Source organism: Terrabacter carboxydivorans (assembly GCF_039532035.1).
Classification (GTDB): domain Bacteria; phylum Actinomycetota; class Actinomycetes; order Actinomycetales; family Dermatophilaceae; genus Terrabacter; species Terrabacter carboxydivorans.
Window position 1 is genome coordinate 143737 of sequence record NZ_BAAARE010000012.1, and the last position, 17084, is coordinate 160820.

The 17084-nt window shown below is 74.4% G+C and carries 17 protein-coding genes; 7 read left to right on the forward strand and 10 right to left on the reverse strand.

Translation table 11 applies throughout. From position 1 onward, the window contains the following. Positions 1-31: 31 nt before the first annotated feature. From ABD297_RS14735 to ABD297_RS14755, 5 genes are all read right to left on the reverse strand, one after another. Positions 32-1423 (reverse strand): mycothione reductase, encoded by a 1392-nt coding sequence (locus ABD297_RS14735; protein WP_344255784.1) that lies wholly within the window; start codon positions 1421-1423, stop codon positions 32-34. A gap of 99 nt (positions 1424-1522) precedes the next feature. Continuing rightward, complete coding sequence (locus ABD297_RS14740) at positions 1523-2671, reverse strand: SIS domain-containing protein (RefSeq protein WP_344255785.1); 1149 nt, start codon at positions 2669-2671, stop codon at positions 1523-1525. Between the two features lie 5 nt (positions 2672-2676). Further along, on the reverse strand, positions 2677-2916 hold the full coding sequence (locus tag ABD297_RS14745) for a Trm112 family protein (RefSeq protein ID WP_344255786.1): 240 nt from the start codon (positions 2914-2916) through the stop codon (positions 2677-2679). Further along, on the reverse strand, positions 2913-4412 hold the full coding sequence (locus tag ABD297_RS14750) for a phosphomannomutase/phosphoglucomutase (protein WP_344255787.1): 1500 nt from the start codon (positions 4410-4412) through the stop codon (positions 2913-2915). Before ABD297_RS14750 ends, ABD297_RS14745 begins: the two co-directional genes overlap by 4 nt. A 9-nt stretch (positions 4413-4421) precedes the next feature. Continuing rightward, positions 4422-4814 (reverse strand): DUF3499 domain-containing protein, encoded by a 393-nt coding sequence (locus tag ABD297_RS14755; protein ID WP_344255788.1) that lies wholly within the window; start codon positions 4812-4814, stop codon positions 4422-4424. A 226-nt stretch (positions 4815-5040) separates the two neighbouring features. Between ABD297_RS14755 and ABD297_RS14760 the strand changes: the two genes are divergently transcribed. Beyond that, complete coding sequence (locus ABD297_RS14760; RefSeq protein WP_344255789.1) at positions 5041-5376, forward strand: metallopeptidase family protein; 336 nt, start codon at positions 5041-5043, stop codon at positions 5374-5376. A 27-nt stretch (positions 5377-5403) separates the two neighbouring features. Here the strand turns inward: ABD297_RS14760 and ABD297_RS14765 are convergent, their stop codons facing one another. Beyond that, positions 5404-5706, reverse strand: a complete 303-nt coding sequence (locus ABD297_RS14765; protein ID WP_344255790.1) for a helix-turn-helix domain-containing protein — start codon at positions 5704-5706, stop codon at positions 5404-5406. 63 nt (positions 5707-5769) lie between these two features. On the opposite strand from ABD297_RS14765, the gene map reads away from it, so the two are divergent. Further along, positions 5770-6543: a type I methionyl aminopeptidase gene (gene map / locus ABD297_RS14770; protein ID WP_344255791.1), complete on the forward strand. Its 774-nt coding sequence runs from the start codon at positions 5770-5772 to the stop codon at positions 6541-6543. 63 nt (positions 6544-6606) lie between these two features. Here map and ABD297_RS14775 read toward each other — a convergent pair whose 3' ends face one another. From ABD297_RS14775 to ABD297_RS14785, 3 genes are read right to left on the reverse strand one after another with little or no spacing between them, the layout of a single operon-like run. After that, the gene (locus ABD297_RS14775; RefSeq protein WP_344255792.1) at positions 6607-8073 is read right to left on the reverse strand and encodes a DUF5719 family protein; all 1467 of its coding nucleotides are present in this window, start codon (positions 8071-8073) and stop codon (positions 6607-6609) included. Beyond that, positions 8070-11324, reverse strand: coding sequence for a glycosyltransferase family 2 protein (locus ABD297_RS14780; RefSeq protein WP_344255793.1), 3255 nt, complete (start codon positions 11322-11324; stop codon positions 8070-8072). The genes ABD297_RS14775 and ABD297_RS14780 overlap by 4 nt, the downstream gene beginning before the upstream one ends. A gap of 52 nt (positions 11325-11376) precedes the next feature. Beyond that, positions 11377-11643, reverse strand: a complete 267-nt coding sequence (locus ABD297_RS14785; RefSeq protein WP_147066250.1) for a WhiB family transcriptional regulator — start codon at positions 11641-11643, stop codon at positions 11377-11379. A gap of 245 nt (positions 11644-11888) precedes the next feature. On the opposite strand from ABD297_RS14785, the gene cofD reads away from it, so the two are divergent. Beyond that, positions 11889-12896, forward strand: coding sequence for a 2-phospho-L-lactate transferase (gene cofD, locus ABD297_RS14790; RefSeq protein ID WP_344255794.1), 1008 nt, complete (start codon positions 11889-11891; stop codon positions 12894-12896). Beyond that, on the forward strand, positions 12893-13951 hold the full coding sequence (locus tag ABD297_RS14795; RefSeq protein WP_344255795.1) for a coenzyme F420-0:L-glutamate ligase: 1059 nt from the start codon (positions 12893-12895) through the stop codon (positions 13949-13951). Before cofD ends, ABD297_RS14795 begins: the two co-directional genes overlap by 4 nt. Positions 13952-13960: 9 nt before the next feature. Here ABD297_RS14795 and ABD297_RS14800 read toward each other — a convergent pair whose 3' ends face one another. Further along, positions 13961-14932: a zinc-binding dehydrogenase gene (locus tag ABD297_RS14800; RefSeq protein WP_344255796.1), complete on the reverse strand. Its 972-nt coding sequence runs from the start codon at positions 14930-14932 to the stop codon at positions 13961-13963. A 52-nt stretch (positions 14933-14984) separates the two neighbouring features. Between ABD297_RS14800 and ABD297_RS14805 the strand changes: the two genes are divergently transcribed. The 3 genes from ABD297_RS14805 to ABD297_RS14815 are packed head-to-tail and all read left to right on the forward strand — an operon-like array spanning position 14985 to position 17083. Further along, positions 14985-15680, forward strand: coding sequence for a biotin transporter BioY (locus ABD297_RS14805; protein ID WP_344255797.1), 696 nt, complete (start codon positions 14985-14987; stop codon positions 15678-15680). Positions 15681-15710: 30 nt separating this feature from the next. After that, positions 15711-16421: an energy-coupling factor ABC transporter ATP-binding protein gene (locus ABD297_RS14810; RefSeq protein ID WP_344255798.1), complete on the forward strand. Its 711-nt coding sequence runs from the start codon at positions 15711-15713 to the stop codon at positions 16419-16421. Further along, positions 16418-17083 carry a CbiQ family ECF transporter T component gene (locus ABD297_RS14815; RefSeq protein WP_344255799.1) on the forward strand — a complete coding sequence of 222 codons (666 nt, stop codon included), beginning with the start codon at positions 16418-16420 and terminating at the stop codon, positions 17081-17083. The genes ABD297_RS14810 and ABD297_RS14815 overlap by 4 nt, the downstream gene beginning before the upstream one ends. Position 17084: the final 1 nt, after the last annotated feature.

Below are 17084 nucleotides of genomic sequence, written 5' to 3' on the forward strand. Positions count from 1 at the left end.
AGGGGCGTCTGGAAGCCGGCTGGGAACGCGCTCAGGAGGGTGGGTCGAGCTTCAGCCCGAGCAGGGCGTTCTCGACGACCTCGGCGAGCGCCGGGTGGATCCAGTACTGCCCCCGGGCGAGCTCGTGCACCGTGGTGCCGAACGCCATCCCCTGGATCAGCGGCTGGATGAGCGAGGTCGCCTGGGGCCCCATCAGGTGGGCACCGAGCAGCAGCCCGGTCGTGGGGTCGGCGATGAGCTTGCACACGCTCGTCGTGTCCTCCATGGCCCAGCCGTATGCCGTGTCGCCGAACGCCTGGACGTGGCTCACGTGGGCGCGGCCCTGCTCGACGCACTCCTCCTCGGTCAGCCCCACGGTCGCGATCTGGGGGTGGCTGAAGACGCCGGAGGGCACGTGCTCGAGCGGGAGGCGGCGCAGGTCGTCCGGGTGCACGAGGTTGTGCGCGATGGTGCGCGCCTCGGCGTTGGCGACGTGCTTGAGCTGGTACGGCGCGCTGACGTCACCGAGGGCCCAGACCCCCGGAGCGCTCGTGCGGCCGTGGTCGTCGACCTCGATGCGACCGTCGTCGAGCAGCCGCAGGCCGCCGGCCTCGACGCCGAGGCCGGCCGTGTTGGGCTGCCGCCCGGTGGCGACGAGGAGCAGGTCGGCGTCGACGACCGCGGTGCTGTCGAGGTGCAGGCGGACCCCCGCTCCCCCGGCGCCGGGCTCGACGCGGACGACGTTGGACCCTGTGCGCACGTCCCACTGCTCGCGGGCCAGGTCGGTGAAGCGCTGGGCGATGTCGGTGTCGAGGTGGCGCAGCAGGTGCGAGGACCGCGCCACGACCGTGACGTGCACGCCGAAGGAGGCGAAGACGTGCGCCATCTCCGCCGCGATGAAGCCTCCGCCGAGGATCGCGAGGCGCTCTGGCAGCGCGTCGATGCGCATGACCGTGTCCGACGTGTGGAAGGGCACTCCCGAGTCGGCGATGACGTCGGGCACGACCGGGTGGGCACCGGCGGCGACGACCACCTGGTCCGCCGTCAGCGTCTCCTGCCGGCCGTCGCCCAGGTCGACCGTGAGCGTGCGGTCGCCGGTGAAGCGGGCGTGGCCCAGGAAGGCCGTCGTGTTGGGCCCGTCGACGCGGTAGCGCCGGCCGCCGTCGGAGATCGGGTCGATGCGCCCGAAGACGCGGTCGCGCACGTCAGCCCAGCGCACCCCCTGCAGGGTCGCGTCGACGCCGTAGCGGCCGGCCTCGCGCACGTCCCGCGCCATGTCGGCCGCGTAGACGAACATCTTGGTCGGGATGCAGCCGACGTTGAGGCAGGTGCCGCCGAAGGTCCCGCCCTCGATCACGGCGACGCGCTTGTCGTCGAAGTCGGGCGTCACGAGCGAGTTGCCCGAGCCGCTGCCGATGATGGCGAGGTCGAAGTGCTGGGTCACCGTCGCAGCCTACGTCGGCGGCGCGGCCCGGTCGGGGTGGGGACGACGCGCGCTCGGGCCCACCGGACGGCATACGCCTTCGGTCGGGGCCCGGCCGTCTCACACCTCCCGCGCACCCCGCAGGAGGCGGACGTGGGGCGAGGTCGCCGGGTCGAAGCCGAAGCCGAGGGCCAGGTAGGTCGCGGCGAAGTCGGTCAGCACGACGTGGTGGGCCAGGCGGACGAGAGGGTCGGCGGCGGGCGCGTCGACGAGCGACACCCGCACGCCGGCGTCCTCGGCCACGGAGACGACGGTGTCGGCGAGCCCGTGCCCGTCGCCGGCCGAGGTGTCGCGCAACATGATGAGGCGCAGCGGCGGGCGGCTCGGGCCGTCGAGGAAGGGGTCGGCGAAGATGTCGTCGCTGCCGCCCCCGCCCGACTGCCCGGGCGCCAGCGGCCCGTCGAAGCAGGCCACGATCTGGCTCGCGGCGTCGGGCAGGGCGCCGTGGGCCACCGGGACCCGCCCGGTGCGACCGAACATCGCGGCGGCCCGGCGTGCCGTGACGTCGCCGAAGGGCCCTTCGCCGAGGACGATCGGCGTCGACTCGGCGAGCTCGGTCGCGAGGATCTTGGCCGGGTTGACGAACGATTCGGACGACGGACGCGCGTCGGTGGCGACGCGGTCGAGCAGGTCGGCGAGCTCGCCCAGCGTCTCGTGGCTGACGGAGGCGATCCCCATGGCGTCGGCGGCGAGCAGGGCCGGCGTCGCCTGTGCCCACACCGACGTGCGGGACGACGAGCCCTCGACGGCGACCGGCACGTGCACCCCGTGGGCGCGGGCGCAGACGTCGGCAAGCGGGGACTCCGCGGCGCCGACGGTGACGAGGAACGCGCCACGCCTGGCGGCCTCGGCCGCGAGGGCGAGCGTGCCTGCGGCCCGGCCCGACTGCGACACCGCGAGCACCACGTCGAGCGCGCCCACCCAGCCCGGCAGGGAGCCGGACGTGCAGCTCTGGACCGGGAGCGCCGCAGCGCGGCGCGAGACGGCCTCGAAGAGGTCGGCGACGGCGACGGACCCGCCGGCGGCCGCGACGACGACGCCACGGGGCCCGACGTCACGCAGCCGGTCGAGGCCGGCCTCCCCGGCGGCGGCCATGGTGCGCCGCACCTGGGCACCGGCCCCAGCGAGGGCGCGGAGCGTGTCGCTGGAGTCGATGGACGCCAGGGCACCCTCGTCGTCGAGGCGGGCTTCGTCGAACACGGCGCCCACGCGGGTCAGCCGTCGGTGCGGCGGGCGAGGTCGACGAGGAGGACGGGGACGCCGCCCTCGACGGGATAGGCGAGGTGGCAGGTGCCGCAGCGCAGCTCGGTGACCGACGTGCTTGCGGCCGGATCGGCAGCGCTCGCGGTCTCACCCGCGGTGTCGGCGGTCGCGTCGACGAGCTCGCCCTTGCACTGCGGGCAGCGGATGATCCCGCGCAGCCACGGCTCGATCGTCTGCTGGCTCTGGTTCACGAAGCGTCTCCTGCGTCCTGGGCGGTGGTGGACCCGCCCTCGTGGGGTGCGTCGGCGCCGTCGGCACCCGACCTGATCAGGGTGAGCAGCTCGTCGCGCACGTCCTGCATCGTCTCACGGTCGCCTGCCTCGACGTTGAGCCGCAGAAGCGGCTCGGTGTTGGAGGCGCGCACATTGAACCACCACATCGGGGTGTCACCGGCAGGGCTGCTGACGGTGAGCCCGTCGAGCACGTCGGTGGTGGCGCCCCGGACCTGGGCCCACGCCCGGACCTGGTCGACGACGGCGGCCGCGTCGGTCACGGTGGAGTTGATCTCGCCGGACGCGACGTAGCGCTCGTAGTCCGCGCAGAGCTCGGAGAGCGGCGCGTCCTGCTCGCCGAGGGCAGCGAGCACGTGCATGGCAGCGAGCATGCCGGTGTCGGCGAACCAGAAGTCGCGGAAGTAGTAGTGCGCGGAGTGCTCTCCGCCGAAGACGGCTCCGGCACGGGCCATCTCGGCCTTGATGAACGAGTGGCCGACCCGGGTGCGGACGGGCGTGGCGTCGGCCTCGAGCACGATCTCGCGGACCGCCGCGCTCGTGATGACGTTGTGCACGATCGAGACCGTCGTGTCGCCGCCGGCACGGGCCCGCTCGATCTCCCGGACGGCGACGAGGCCGGTGACGGCGCTCGGCGACACCGGTTCGCCGTCGGCGTCGACGACGAAGCAGCGGTCGGCGTCGCCGTCGAAGGCGAGCCCGATGTCGGCGCCGTGCTCGCGGACGGCCGCCTGGAGGTCGACGAGGTTGGCCGGGTCGAGCGGGTTGGCCTCGTGGTTGGGGAAGGTCCCGTCGAGCTCGAAGTAGAGCGGGACGATCTCCAGTGGCAGCTCGGGGAGCCCGGCCGCCGTCCCCAGCACGGCCGGGACCGTGTGGCCGCCCATGCCGTTGCCGGCGTCGACGACCACCTTGAGGGGGCGCGAGCCGGAGAGGTCGACGAGGCCGCGCAGGAACGCGGCGTAGTCGCCGAGGAGGTCACGCGTCGTCACGGAGCCCGGACCGCCCGCCGGCAGTGCCAGCCCCGTGCCTCCGCCGAGCATCCACTGGGCGAGGTCGCGGATCTCGGCCAGTCCCGAGTCCTGGCCCACGGGGCGGGCCGCGGAGCGGCACAGCTTGATCCCGTTGTAGCGGGCCGGGTTGTGGCTCGCGGTGAACATCGCACCCGGGAGGTCGAGGGCGCCGCTGGCGTAGTAGAGCCCGTCCGTGGAGCACAGTCCGATGAGCGTGACGTCCACGCCGCGCGAGGTCACACCGGCGGCGAAGGCCGCCGACAGCTCGGGCGAGCTCGGGCGCATGTCGTGGCCGATGACGACCCCGTCGGAGCCGTCCGGGACGGCGACGACCTCGGCGAACGCCGCGCCGATGGCGTGGGCCACCTCGGGCGAGAGCTGGTCGGGGACGAGTCCACGCACGTCGTAGGCCTTGACGAAGTCTGCGAGGTGGGGCACGCCGAACACCCTAGTTGCTCAGGAGTCCTTGAGGATGCGCAGGTGTCCGCGGCGGCCGGACTCGACGGCACCGGAGTCGGCCTCGGCGCTCGCCTGTCCCCGCGGGGTCGTGCGCGGCTCGGGCGGGCGGCTCGTGCGCGGACGGCCGGCCTCACGCACGGCGTCCGCCAGCGCGAGCAGGTCGTCAGCCGCCAGGGCGGGCTCGGGGAACTCGCCACCGACCCGCACGACCTCCCAGCCGCGGGGGGCCGTCATGCGCTCCGCGTGCTCGAGGCACAGGTCGTAGGTGTGCGGCTCGGCGTAGGTCGCGAGCGGACCCACGACCACGGCGCGGTCGGCATACGCGTACGTCAGGGTCGCGACGGCGGGACGGGCGCATCCCGTCTTCGAGCAACCACGTGTCAGACCCACGATCCGGGACTCTAGCCCGCCCTCCCGAAGAGGACGAATCACCACGCCGTCCCAGCACGAGATCACCGCGGGCGTATGCCGTCCGGCGCGGCGTCGTGGGCCGTGTCCGTCGATCTAGAGTGTGGTCGTGGACACCGCCTCGCCCCGCACTCCCGGACGACGCCGACCGCGCGACCGGCACGGTCGCGGTCGGCGTGGACCGCTGGCGTGGCCGCCGGTTCCCGCCATGGTGTCGCGCCGTGACGAGTTCGACGGCTTCGTCCTCGACGCCGCGGCCCGCCTGGAGGCGACGTGCGGGCGCGCTTTTCCCGCAGTCGAGTTCGCGGTCGAGGACGTGCCGCGAGGACCCGCCCCCTGGGACCACCGGGAGGTGCCCCTCGGGCGGCTCTTCCCCGCCACGGGTGCCCGCCCGGCCCGCATCGTCGTCTACCGGCGGCCGGTCGAGACGCGGGTCACCGACCGTCGCGACGTGGCAGCCCTCGTCGCCGACATCGTGACCGAGCAGGTCGCAGGCCTGCTCGGCGTGTCACCGGAGGAGCTCGACCCCGGCTTCGGCGAGTGACCGGGCGCCGGTCGTCGGACGGCCGCGCTACGAGGCCAGGTCGCTGACCTGGCCGGTCGAGCCCGTCCCGCTCCCGGACGTGTCCGGCGACTCGTTGACCTCGGCCCAGACGGCGTCGAGGGAGAGGCCGAGCACGTCGGCGATCGCGGCGATGGTGGGGAAGGCCGGAGTCGCGACGCGGCCGGACTCGATCTTGCGCAGGGTCTCGGGTGACACCCGGGCCTCGAGGGCCGTCTCGAGCATCGAGCGCTCCCCTCGAGCGCGTCGCAGCAGCGCGCCGAGGCGCTGTCCGCGCGCCAGCTCGGCGGGGGTGAGGGGCAGCCTGACCATGCAGCGGATCCTATCCCACCGGGATAACATTGCCGGGATAGTTATTGGACGAGAGAGGCCCGCATGATCGAGATCCTGAACCCCACCGAGCTGGACCGGGCGCGGGGAGCCGGCGCCCTGGTCGCCGACATCCTGCAGACGCTGAAGAGTCGCAGCACGGTCGGCACGAGCCTGCTCGATCTGGACCGGTGGGCCCGGGAGATGATCACCGAGGCGGGGGCGCTGTCCTGCTACGTCGACTACGCGCCGTCCTTCGGGCGGGGCCCGTTCGGTCACCACGTGTGCACCTCGGTCAACGACGCCGTGCTGCACGGACTCCCCCACGCCCATGCGCTCGCCGACGGCGACCTGCTCTCGCTCGACCTCGCGGTCTCGCTGCGCGGCGTCGTTGCCGACTCGGCGATCAGCTTCGTCGTGGGCGAGACACGGCCCACGGGCAGCACCGAGATGATCGAGGCCACCGAGCAGGCCCTCGCGGCCGGGATCGCCGCCGCCGGCCCCGGTGCACACGTCGGTGACATCTCCCATGCCATCGGCACGGTCCTGACCGGCGCCGGCTACCCCGTCAACACCGAGTTCGGCGGGCACGGCGTCGGGTCGACCATGCACCAGGACCCCCACGTCTCGAACACGGGTCGACCCGGCCGCGGCTATCGGCTCCGCCCCGGCCTGCTGCTGGCCCTCGAGCCGTGGGTCATGGCCGACACGGCCGAGCTCGTGACGGACCCCGACGGGTGGACGTTGCGCAGTGCCAGCGGTGGCCTCACCGCGCACAGCGAGCACACCATCGCGATCACCGAGGACGGCGCGGAGATCCTGACCCTGCCGGCCGCCTGACCCCGGACCCTAAGGCGCACCGGGAGACCGGCGCGCCCTGGTGACCAGCGGGCAGAGGCTCGCTCAGTTGCGCACCTGACGCACCGGGACGGACAGGGCGCGCACGGGGGCGTCGGTGAGCGAGGCCACCGAGAAGAACGGCACTCCCCCGTCGACGCCGGCGACCGAGACCGCCGCTCGCGCGGCACCGGACGTCGGGACCACCCAGACGCTGTCGGCGTCGCCGACCGGGACCGCGACCGTCGAGTCCGCCGGGACGTCGACGCTCGAGACCTTTGCCTTGTCGCCCGTGCCGAGCCGGGTCTCGACGGTGGCCGCGGACGAGCCCGCAGTCAGCAGAAGGCGTTTCGTCGTTCCTTGCAGGCCCGGCAGCAGCACTCCGGCCACCCCGCGCAGGGCGGGCGTCGCCGGCGACCAGGCGAAGTCACCCATCTGGTCCGCGGTGGTGGCCCGGCGCTCGGCCCAGGCAGCCGCCACGAGCGGCTGGTCGGAGCGGATGCCCAGCCCCATGGCTGCCCCGTTGGCCGGGAGCGGCACGTCGACGGTCGAGCCGGCCGGCACCCGGACGGCCCGGAGGTCGTCTGGCTGCACGGTGCCCTTGTCGGTGAGCAGCCGCACCTGCGCCAGCGCCTCGCTCTCGCCGGGGTTGGCCAGGCGCAGGGACGCGTCACCGCCGGTCTCGACGCCGGGCACGACGAGGTCGGTGCCCGGGGCGGCGGCCCGCGTGGCGTCGTCGATGCCTCGCCCGGTGGCACCGAGGATCCACTGGTCGTCGAGGACCGCGGAGACGACACCTCCGGTGGCGGTCACGTGGACGACCGGGGCGTTCTCGGCCGGCGCCATGGCGTCGAGCGAGACGACCTCGCGCGACAGCGAGGCGATCGAGACGCTCCGCTGGCTCGCGGCGTCGATGCGGCCCGAGGTCCCGAGGACCTCGAAGGAGACCGACACGGCGTTGGCGCCGGGGTTGCTGACGATGATGCGCTCGGTGCGCGACGGGCCGCCACCGCCCCCGACGAGCCAGACGTCGGACGACGGCAGCTGGCACGGCGTCACCACGAGTCCGCGGTCGTCGTCGCCGGTGTGCCGCCACACCTGCGTGGCAACGAGGCCGGGAGCGAGAGCGCCGTCGGCCTTGGCCACGACGACGTCGGCACCGCTGACGCCGGCCGAGGCGACGGCGCCCCGGTCGGAGGTCTGGGCGAGACCCTTCGAGGACGACCCGGCGAGGAGCTGGACGCCTCCGGAGCCACCGGACGGGGCTCCGGCGACCACACCCTGGTCCGGTGAGGCCGCAGCGACGGACACGGTGCCCTGGACGTCGCGCAGCCCGGCGGCACCCAGCCGTTGCTGGCCGGGGCACACGAGCGTCGCGGCGTCGACGAGCACGCTGGACGACTCGGGCAGGCCCACCCGCTCGCCCGCGGTGGCCAGCTGGACCGAGCCGCCGACGCGGGTCGCTCCGACCGCGAGGCCCGCGGCGACGAGCGCCACGGCTGCGGCCCGGACGGTGCCGGACACGTTCCTCATGCGCGCCTCCTCGAGCGTCGGTTGCCTAAGGGCAGGGCCATGAACACCACGAAGGCGAGCAGCACGGCCTGGCCGAGGCGCCACCAGGGCTGGGCGGCCGCGAGGTCCACCTGGAGAGCACCCGCGGAGGAGGGGACGGCATACGTCGGCTGGGCGGCCCCGGCCACGGGCTGCAGCACGGCCCCGTCGAAGCTGACCCGAGCCTGCCCGGACCACTCCCGGGGCTCGGCCAGCACGACCATCCGGGGCTGGGTGCCGGCGGGCAGCACGGTGTCGACGGCGGCGTGCGGGCCGACCGTCGGCACGACCTGCAGCAGTCGACCGTCGGCGTCGACGAGGCGCGCTCGCGACGGGGCCGCGGCGCCCTCCGCGCCTGTGGCGGCCGGGAGGGGCTGGACCTTCCAGAGGATGCCGCGCGAGCTGGAACCCAGGCGGCTCAGGCCCTCGGACGAGTCGAGACGTCGGGCGAGGGCGGAGTCGGCCGTCGCACGCACCTGGACGAACCCGATGCCCAGACGGGCCAGGGCCTTGGAGTCGAGCGAGTCCGCGCCTCGGCCACCGACGATGTTGGCGACGGCGTCGACGAGCGGCGCGTCATCCGCGTCCGGGGCCCGGTCGAGGTCGCGGAGCAGCTCGCCCGGCTCCTGGCCGGCGAGGACGAAGTCCACGACGTCGTCGGAGGGGCGCAGCAGCAGCAGACGGTTGCCGAGGGATCCGCTGCCCTGCTCGATGGCGATCGCCGGAAGCGTGGCCTGGCCGACGGAGAGGGTGCGACCGATGCCCTCCACCCCCCAGACGACGGCGCCGGCGACGACCGGCACGACCGCGAGGGTGGCCGCGAGGACGGCGGCGACGAAGCCCCACCGACGACCCGGTCGCCCGAGCGAGGCGAGCACGGCGCGACTGCCGGCCAGCACGCCGACGAGCAGGCCCGCCCACCACAGCTGGACACCGAGTCCGGCCCAGAGGTGGGCCGGGGCCGACTGGCCCACTCCGGTCTCGGCGGAGCCGAGGACGACGTGGTCCGAGGCGAGGGCCGCAGCGAGCCCCACCACGGCCAGCAGCCCACCGGCCAGCATCCCGACGGACTCGGCACGACTGCGTCCGCGCGCCCCGAGCCCGACGATGCCGAGCAGGACGACGGGGGCCCCGAGCCACGCCACCCAGGTGGTGGCGGTGGCCTCGCCGAGCACGTGGCCGAGCACGCCCCACGGGCTGCGGTCGGCGGACGTCGCGACGAGTCCGGGCCCGGACAGCAGGAGTCTGGGGTCGTGCACGAAGCGCGCCATCCACGGACCCAGCAGGGCGGCGGGCACGACGAGGAGCACGAGCGCCCTCGCCCGGCGCAGGCCCGGGCCCAGGACGAGGAGCAGCAGGGCCGCGAGGGCCGCCAGGGCGAGGAGGGGCGGCGCGAAGGCGCCGAGCACCGCCGTCGCGAGAGCGGTCGCGAAGGTGGCCGTGAAGGTGCCGTCACGCCGTGCGGCGAGGCAGAAACCGGCCAGCACGAAGGGCAGCAGCACGTGCACGACGGCCACGCTCACCCGCCCCTGCGCCAGGCCCGAGACGGCGACGCCGGCCGTGCCCCAGGCGAGGGCGGCCAGCGCCCGGGCCGGACGCGAGGAGGTGACGACGCGCGCCGCGAGGTAGGTGGACCAGGCGGCCAGCACCGGGGTGAGGAAGAGCAGCCAGGCGATCGTGACTCCCGCGCTCGACCGGCTCTCGGCGACCCCGGGGACCTGCTCGGCCAGCCAGGTCAGCGCCGAGAGGACGGCGAGGTGCGGTCCCGACTCGGCACCCGTGCCCAGACCGGCGCCGTGCCAGGCGTCGCGGAAGGCGTGCCAGAGGCCGGCGGAGTCGGTCGTGACGGGCCGCAGCTCACCACCGGCCACACCCGCGTTGGTCGGGGAGAGAGCGCCGGCGCGGATCGTGTCGCGCCACGCGGCGACGCTCACGACGAGCACGGCGGCGACGGCGAGGAAGCCCGGGTGGGTGACGACACGGCGGGGCAGGGAGGCCGGCAGGTTGTCCAGCGACTCGGACTCGTCTGCGACGGGACCCGTCTCGGTGGTGGCGGCCGCCTCGCGCCGGGCGCGGGTGCGCTCCGGGGTGATGGCGTCCTGGATGTGGTCGATGGTCGTGCGGGCCGCCACGGACGGCGCGACGAAGAGGGTGCCGAGGTGGTCACGGCGCAGCCGCTTGGTGCGACGGCCACGCCAGCGGGCGCCCAGCGTCGCGAACGGGTGCAGCAGGGCCGAGACGTCGGTCAGCTCGCGCCAGGCCTGCCTCGGGCGCTTGGCCACGAGGAGCGTCAGGGACGCGAGGACGGCGGAGAGCGCCATCCAGATCGCGAGGAAGGGAGCGGCGAAGGGCGAGCACCGGGCCAGGGTGACCTGACGGGCGGCCCGTCGGCCGCGGCGCTCGAGCTCGCGGGGGGTGGCCGCGCCGGGACGTCGCCCCTCGAGGCTCGCGGAGGCGTCGCGCACGACGGCCCCGGGCACGACGATGACGCGGTGGCCGGCAAGCTGGGCGCGCCAGCCGAAGTCGAGGTCGGCGCCGTGGTCGACGAACGCGGGGTCGAACCCGCCGATGTCGTCGTGGACGGAGCGCCGCACGAGCATGCCGCTCGTGCTCACCGCGAGGACGTCCGCGCGGTGGTCGTACTGGCCCTGGTCGGCCTCGCCGCGGACGGGCGACCCGAGCCGGCGTCCGGTGCGGGTGATCTGGATGCCCAGCTCGACGAGTCGTCGCGGGTCGTCCCAGGCGACGAGCTTGGGGCCGGCGACGCCGACGGACTTGGAGCGCAGGCCGGCCTGCAGCAGCTGCGCCAGGGCGTTGCCGCGTGGCACCGAGTCGTCGTGCAGCACCCAGACCCAGCTGGACGAGGGGTCGGTGGGCGCGGGCAGGGCCGCGATCCCGCGCTCGACCGCGCGGCCGACCGGGACGCGGGCGTCGAGGCGGACCACCTCGACGGACCCGATCGCGCGACGCACGCCGGAGTGCGCGTGCGCGATGGCGTTCGAGGAGTCGCTGCTCGCGACGTCGACGATGACGAGCCGCGCCGGCGGCAGTGTCTGGGCGGCCACGCCGTCGAGACACTGCGCCAGCCACGTGGCTCCGTTGTGCACGACGACGATCGCCTCGACGGTGACGTCCGGTCGCTGCCCGGTGGAGGGAGGGGCAGACAACGACGCGGACGACGCGCCCCCCGCGCCGGCGGGGGTGCTGTGGTCTTCGGCTAGCTCATCGGGCACAGCGGCTACCTTCACCCGGACACCTGCGGGGCACCGGGTTCGAACCTCACGATCAGACCGCGCGCTTCTTCAGCTTGCGGCGCTCTCGCTCGGACAGTCCGCCCCAGATGCCGAACCTCTCGTCATTGGACAGGGCGTACTCGAGGCACTCGGAGCGCACCTCGCAACCCACGCAGACCTTCTTGGCCTCGCGCGTGGAGCCGCCCTTCTCGGGGAAGAACGCCTCCGGGTCGGTCTGGGCGCAGAGCGAGCGCTCCTGCCAGGAGAGCTCACCCTCCTGCTCACCCGTGTCCGACCAAACCACCATCAAATCGTGCATGACCCCTCCTCGACCCTGACGTGCACTGTGTGGATGCACTGTCGCACCGAGCGAGTTCGTTCTCAGGAGGTTCTGGACAAATAGGTCCATTGGTTCCAGAAGTACGTCCCCGACCGACTACAACAATGAAATTACATGCGTGTCATACGCCCCACGTCAAGCCCGTTGGTGATATTCGCAGGTTCGAGATGCCCGGGCCCACCCCGCGCGCTCGCTCCGGGACAGGCTGCTGAGAGGATCGGCGCATGCGCATCACCGCCCTGGCCGGAGGAGTCGGCGGCGCCCGGTTCCTCCGAGGCCTGCTCCACCACGCCCGACAGTCCTACCCCGTCGGCCCCGATTCCGATCCCCTGCAGCTGACGGTCATCGGCAACACCGGCGACGACATCACCCTCTTCGGCCTCCGGGTCTGCCCCGACATCGACACGCTGCTCTACACGCTGGGCGGCGGCATCCACGAGGGCCAGGGCTGGGGGCGCGCCGACGAGTCGCACCACCTCGCCGCCGAGCTCGCCGCCCTCGGTGCCGAGCCGCAGTGGTTCACCCTCGGCGACAAGGACTTCGGCACCCACGTCTACCGCTCGCAGCTGCTCGGGCAGGGTATGCCGCTCAGCGCGGTCGTCGACCGTCTCTCCGCCCGCTGGGGGCTGGGCGACCTCGGAGTCCGCCTCCTGCCGATGACCGACACCCCGGTCGAGACCCACGTCGTCGTGTCTGCCGAGGGCGACCCGGACGGGGGGCAGCGCGCCATCCACTTCCAGGAGTGGTGGGTGCGCCACCGGGCCGAGCTGCCGGCCGAGCGGTTCGTCGTGGCGGGCCTGGACCGGGCGACTCCCGCGCCGGGGGTGCTCGAGGCGATCCGCGAGGCCGACGTCGTCATCCTCCCGCCCAGCAACCCGGTCGTCTCGATCGGGATCATCCTCGGCGTCCCCGGCGTGCGCGACGCCCTGCGTGGCACGCGCGCCCCGGTGGTCGGGGTCTCGCCCCTCGTCGGTGGACGGCCCGTCCGCGGCCACGCCGACGTCTGCCTGCGCACGATCGGCGTCGAGGAGTCGAGCGCCGGTGTCGCCGGGCTCTACGCCGACTTCCTCGACGGCTGGCTCGTCGACGAGGACGACCCGATGCCCGCCCGTCGCGGCCTCGAGGTCCTGCGGCGCCCGCTGCTCATGAGCTCGGTCGACGCGGCGGCCGAGATGGCCGGAGCGGCCCTCGACCTCGGCCTGCGGCTGCGCGCGGAGCGGGCCCCCGCGTGACGGCACCCGTCACGATCACCCCGCTCACCGGCATACCCGAGGTGCGCGAGGGCGACGACCTCGCCGACGTCGTCCAGGTGGGACTCGACCACGCGGGCGTGCACCTGGCCGACGGTGACGTCGTCGTCATCTCGAGCAAGGTGGCGAGCAAGGCGCTCGGGCTCGTGACGCACGACCCCGACAAGGACCGCGTCGTGCGGGGTGAGAGCGAGCACGTCGTCGCCGAGCGCGCCGTCGGCGACCGGGTCACCCGCGTCGTGCGCGCCAAGGCCGGGCCGGTCATGGCCGCGGCCGGCGTCGACGGCTCCAACACGGGCGACCGCGGCGGCTGGCTGCTCCTCCCCCACGACCCCGACGGCGTCTGCGCGCAGGTGCACGACGCGCTCGTGGCCAGACACGGTGTCCGGGTCGGCGTGGTGCTCAGCGACACCGCGGGCCGCGCCTGGCGCGTCGGACAGACCGACTTCGCCCTCGGTGCCCACGGGCTCCGCGTGCTCGACGACCTGCGCGGAGGCACGGACGCCGACGGCAGGCCGCTCGAGGTGACGACGCGCGCCGTCGCCGACGAGATCGCCGCCGCCGCAGACCTCGTCAAGGGCAAGGTGGCCGCGGTACCCGTGGCCGTGCTGCGCGGCCTCCCCGACGTCGTGCTCGACGAGCCGCTCGAGGGCCACCCCCGCGGGCGAGACCTCGTGCGCACCGGCCCGGGCGACTGGTTCGGCCACGGCCGGGTCGAGGCCGTGCGCGCCGCGCTCGGCATCGAGCCCGGCAGCCCGGAGGCCGCCGAGGTCGGGGTGGCACCCGCCGCCGGCGACAGCCGCCTCGACGCGGTCTCGCGGGCGGTGCGCGCCGCCCTGCACGGCGTCGAGTCCGGCACGGCCGACGTGGGCCACGTCTCGGTGACCCTCGGCGCGGACAGCGCGTACGAGCTGGGGCGCCTCGTCACCCGGCTGACCACCGCGCTGTGGTGCGAGTGGCTGGTCGGCGAGGCCGGGCCGCCGTCCGCCGACGGCCTGTCCGCGGTCGTCCGGATCTCCGGAGCGGCCCAGACCTGACCGTCGCGGTCAGCCGACCGTGAAGACGACCTTGCCGAAGACGTCGCCGTCGACCATCCGGGCGAAGCCGTCCCGGGCGTCCGCCAGGGGCATCACCGAGTCGACGGCCGGCTCGATGCCCCGCTGCTCGACGAGGCGGGCGAGGTGCGCCAGCTCCTCGCGGGTGCCCATCGTCGAGCCGACGACGCGCAGCTGCTTGAAGAAGATCTTCGTCAGCTCGGCCTTGGCCGGGGCGTCGCCCGACGTCGCGCCCGAGATGACAATGGTGCCACCGGGCCGCAGGGAGTTGACCGAGTGCGACCACGTGGCGGCACCGACGGTCTCCATGACGGCGTCGACACGGTCCGGGAGCCGCTCGCCCGAGCCGAAGACGCGGTCCGCGCCGATCTCGAGCGCGCGCTGCCCGCGGGCCTCGTCGCGCGACGTGGCCCACATCCGGTAGCCGGCTGCGGCGCCCAGCTGGATGAGGGCCGTGGCCACGCCGCCCCCGGCGCCCTGGACGAGCACGGTGCCGCCGGGCTGCACGCCGGAGTTGGTGAAGAGCATGCGGTATGCCGTGAGCCACGCCGTCGAGAGGCAGGCCGCGGTCTCCCACGACATCGACTCGGGCTTGGGCACGACGTTGCCGGCGGGGACGAGCACCTTCTCCGCGAGCGTGCCGTCGTGCAGCTCCGACAGGAGCGTGCGGCGCGGGTCGAGGGTCTCGTCGCCCCGCCAGCCGTCCGAGGGGACGACGGCGTGGACGATGACCTCGTTGCCGTCGGCGTCGACGCCCGCCCCGTCGCAGCCGAGCACCATCGGCAAGCGGTCCGGCGCGAGCCCCACGCCCCGCAGGGACCAGACGTCGTGGTGGTTCAGCGCGGCCGCCCGCAGGTCGACCACGGTCCAGCCGGGACGAGGCTCGGGGTCGGGCCGCTCGCCCACCACGAGGCCGGAGAGCGGGTCGGAGGCGGACTGACTGACGGCGTAGGCAGCGAGCATCACAGCACCATAGTGACCGGGACCGCTCCCGCACCCCGGTAGGGTCCTCCGCGTGACCGACAACACGCCCGTGCGCAGCGCGGCCCAGCCGGCGCCGGGCGACCTGCGTGCCGGCACCTCCGCCTCCCCCTCGTCCGACGCCGGCGGGGCCCCCTCGTCGCAGGCGCGCCCACGTCGCGGGGTCGACGCGCAGTCGGTGGCACTCGTGGCCGTCTTCACCGCCCTGCTCGTGGCGGCGGCCGTCGTGCCCGGCATCCCCGTCGGCGCCCTCGGCGTGCCGATCACCCTGCAGACCCTGGCGGTCATGCTCACCGGTCTGGTGCTCGGCCCGGTCCGTGGCGGCCTCGCGGTCCTGCTCTACCTGCTCCTCGGGTTCGTCGGGCTGCCCGTCTTCAGCAGGGGCCAGTCTGGGCTGCAGGTGCTGAGCGGGCCGACGGCCGGCTACCTCGTGTCCTTCCTCGTGGCGGCCGTCGTGGTCGGCCTCGCAGCGCAGGTCGTGCTCCGCCGCACCCGTCGCTCCCTGTGGGTGGCCCTGCTGACAGCAGCCTCGTTCGTCGTCACGATCGCCGTCGTCCACGTCCTCGGCGTCCTGGGCCTCATGGTCAACCTCAAGCTGCCGCTCTCCGCCGCGATCAGCGCCGACCTGCCCTTCCTGCCGGGCGACCTGGCCAAGGACGTCGTCGCCGTCGTCGCCGCGGTCGCGGTGCACCGCGCGTTCTCCGACGTGCTCGTGCGCCCCCGCGCGTGACCTCGGCTCCGACCGCGCCGTGACAGCTCCATGACGCAGGTCCGCCTCGAGGGGGCCACGGTCACCGTGCCGGTCGACGGCTCGCCCGACCGTCGCACCCGCACCATCCTCGGACCCGTCGACCTCGTCCTGGACGACCGTCGGGTCAGCGTCGTCGGCGCCAACGGCTCGGGCAAGTCGACGCTGCTGCGCCTGCTCAACGGCCTCGTCTCCCCCACGTCCGGCACGGTCTCCGTCGACGGCCTCGACACCGTGCGGGACGGCGCGCGGGTGCGCCGTCGCGTGGCCTTCGCCTTCACCGACCCCATCTCGCAGCTCGTCATGCCGACGGGCCGCGAGGACGTCGAGCTCTCGCTCCGACGGCTGCACCGGTCACGCGGCGACCGCCGGGCCGCGGCCGAGACCGTCCTCGACCGGTTCGGGCTCGCCCACCTGGCCGACCAGAGCGTCTACGACCTCTCCGGCGGCGAGCGCCAGCTCATGGCTCTCGCCGTCGTCCTCGCCACCGACCCGGTCCTCCTCGTGCTCGACGAGCCGACGACGCTCCTCGACCGCCGCAACACCCTCCGCCTTCGCGCGCTCCTGGACGGGCTCGCCCAGACCGTCGTGCTGGCCACCCACGACCTCGACCTGGCGGCGACCGCCGACCGGACCCTCGTCGTCGACGAGGGTCGCATCGTCTTCGACGGAGACCCGCGTGCCGCCGTCGAGCACTACCGCCGGCTGGTCGACGAGCCGTGACCGGTCACGGGATCTTCGCCGCTCACGTGCCGGGCACGTCGGTCGTGCACCGGATGCCGTTGGGGCTCAAGCTCGTCGGCGTCCTCGCCGTCGGGGTGCTGCCCTGGGCGGTCTCGTCGGTCCTGCCGCTCGCCCTCGCGACGGCCGCCCTTGCCGGCATCGTACTGGTCGCCAGGCTCCCGGCCCGACGGCTCCTGCGATCACTGCGGGGCCTGCTGCCGGTCCTCGTTCTCCTGCTGGCCTTCCAGTGGTGGGCCCACGACCTGGTGTATGCCGTCCGCGTCGTCCTCGGCATCGTCAACGCCTTCGTGGCCGCCGGGATCCTCACGGCGACGACGCCCGTCTCCGACCTGCTCGACGGAGCGGTCCGCGCCGCGCGACCCCTGGGCCGGTTCGTCGACCCGGAGGTCGTGGCGCTCACCCTCGGGGTCGTCGTGCGGTCGGTGCCCTGGGTGGCGGGCTCCTTCTCGAGCGTGCGCGAGTCGGCCAGGGCCCGCGGTCTCGAGCGCGACCCCCGGGCGGTCGTCGTGCCGACGGTCGTGCACGTCGTGGCCTACGCCCGGGCCACGGGCGAGGCGCTGGCCGCCAGAGGGCTCACCGACCCCGCCGACGACGGCGAGGCTCCCGGCCGGGGCGGACCACCACCGACCGGGAGCCCCTGAC